Below are 2,159 nucleotides of genomic sequence, written 5' to 3'. Positions count from 1 at the left end.
TCGCGCGCGGATGCCGCATGCCCGGCCCGCCGTCGGTCGAGAAGGCGACGTGGGGATCGACGAGCAGCGCGTCCTGCAGCGCCTGATCCATGGTGAAATGCGCGCCGGAGCCGCCCTCGGGGCCGAGTGCGATCAGCACGTCGGCATAATGGCGGCCCGCCGCCCCGGCGACTTGCTCCAGGGTTCGGCCGGCGTGCGGAGGCGTACCGAACAGCAAAGCCTCCGGCCCGCCGCGCCGGGTCATCCGCCGGACGAGATGGTCGTAAAGCTCCTGCCGCCGCTGCGCGACGACGGCGGCATAATCGGTCGGCGGCAGCGCCCATTCCGGGAAGAGGATGCCGATCCCGGTATAGCCGGCATTGTAGGGATATTCGTCCGCGGTCAGGCGGACGCCCCGACGGCGCCTGGCGGCGAGAAAATCGAGCAAGGCGCGGGCGCGCGCTTCGCCCCGGCCGAACACCACCTTGAGATGCGAGATATGGGCGCGGGCGCCGGAGGCGGAGGCGATCAGCTCCTCGATCGACGCCTCGATCGCGTCGTCATTTTCCGAGCGCATGTGGCTCATCGCGACGCGGTCGTGCCGGGCCACGACCCGGCCGAGCGCCGCCAGCTCGGGCGTTTCCGAATAGATGCCGGGCACATATTCGAGGCCGTAGGAGAGGCCGAAAAAGCCCGCCCGTAGTTCGGCATCGAGCAGCGCCACCATCCGCTGAAGCCCCGCCGCGTCGGGCCGGACGACGGAATCCGGCACCCGCGCCGCGCGCCGGATCGTGCCGTGGCCCACCAAAGGCGCGAGATTGACGTCGAGCGCCGCGCGCGCGGCGCGCGAGCGCCAGCCCGGGAGATCGGGATCTTGCCCGCTGGCGGGCCCGCCGCCGTCCTGCCCGAGCGAGATCGTCGTGACGCCCATCGCGAGAAAGCTCTCGTAGGAGGCGGTGAGCGGATCGCCATGCGTGTGGAGATCGATGAAGCCGGGGGCGAGAACCCGCCCGGCGCCCTCGACGACGCGCGCGCCGGAGACTCGTTCGCCGCGGGCCGGCCTTGCGATCCGCGCGATCCGGTCGCCCATGACGAGCACATTGGCGGGCCGCGGCGGCGCTCCGGTGCCGTCGACGAGCGTGACGTCGCGAAACAGGATGGACGACCCGGCCGGCGGCTGCGCGCGGACCGGCAGGCCGGAAAGCCCGCCGCTCGCGATCGCTCCCGCGATAAGCTGCCGCCGCGAAAACTTGTGGTTCATGGGTATATCAGCCTCGTCTCAAGCTGGCCCCGATGCGGCGGTCTGCCTAGCTTCCAAGACTTCGCAACCCCATGCCCCGCCTGCACCGGGCGGCGGCGGAAGGTCATCACCTTCACCCATATCGCGCACCGGACACGGCCCGGAAGGTGACGAAAGTAACGGTACGTCGCACGCGAGGGGCGTCACCTTCCGGAAAATCGCCGGCAGATCGGCGCGCATCGCCTGAAGGCGCGGCGGCGGGAGGAAGGATTCGGCCATCCCCAGCCTATGCTGGATTTGGGGGCGTGTAGGAAAATGGATTCGAAACCGGCGCCGCTCTCGGCGGCCCCTGCCGCTTGTGTCAGTTCGCGCCGGCGGGGATGAGGACGTCGGGGCTGATCGTGGCGATCGATATTCTGGGGGCGGCGGCCGGCGCGGCTTCGCCCGGGGCCTCGTTGTAGATGAAGCCGAAGGCCGGGTTGGCACGGATGCCGAGCGAGCCCTGCGGCCCGTACCAGACCCTGACCTGGCTCCAGTCGCCGTTCGGCGAGACGTCGCGGGCGAGCGCGCGGCGCTCGATGCGGCCGGGGCCGGACCAGTTGGCGTGGTTCAGATAGACGTTCCGGTCGTCGATGATCTCGGCGACCATCGCGACATGGCCGATCGGCATGGCCCGCGTCGGCTGGAGCACCATCACCGCGCCGACCCGCGGCTCTGCGCCGCGGGCATAGCGCCCCGCCGCCTGATCCCACCAGGTGCCGGCATTGCCGCGAATCTCGATGCCCGACTGGGCGCGCGCATAAGGCACGCATTGCAGCACGGCGGCGGCGGGGGTTGCGGCGGCGGCGGCCAGCCCGAGGGCGATCAGAATGCGGAGGATGAAGCGCGGAAAGCTGCGCTCAAAGCGCGCGCTGAACCTTGACGTCGACATGAATCCCCC

General features: G+C 70.6%; 2 protein-coding genes. Both read right to left on the bottom strand.

Annotated elements, in window-relative coordinates; translation table 11 throughout:
- The coding region (locus ACT4N3_RS00490; protein ID WP_444853241.1) for a hypothetical protein at positions 1 to 1,240 on the bottom strand (1,240 nt) is incomplete at its 3' end.
- A gap of 340 nt (positions 1,241 to 1,580) precedes the next feature.
- Positions 1,581 to 2,150, bottom strand: coding sequence for a CHAP domain-containing protein (locus ACT4N3_RS00485; protein WP_444853242.1), 570 nt, complete (start codon positions 2,148 to 2,150; stop codon positions 1,581 to 1,583).
- Between the last annotated feature and the right edge of the window lie 9 nt (positions 2,151 to 2,159).

Source organism: Sphingosinicella sp. (genome assembly GCF_052388015.1).
Classification (GTDB): Bacteria; Pseudomonadota; Alphaproteobacteria; order Sphingomonadales; family Sphingomonadaceae; genus Allosphingosinicella.
This window is presented reverse-complemented; position numbering and strand designations above follow the sequence as displayed.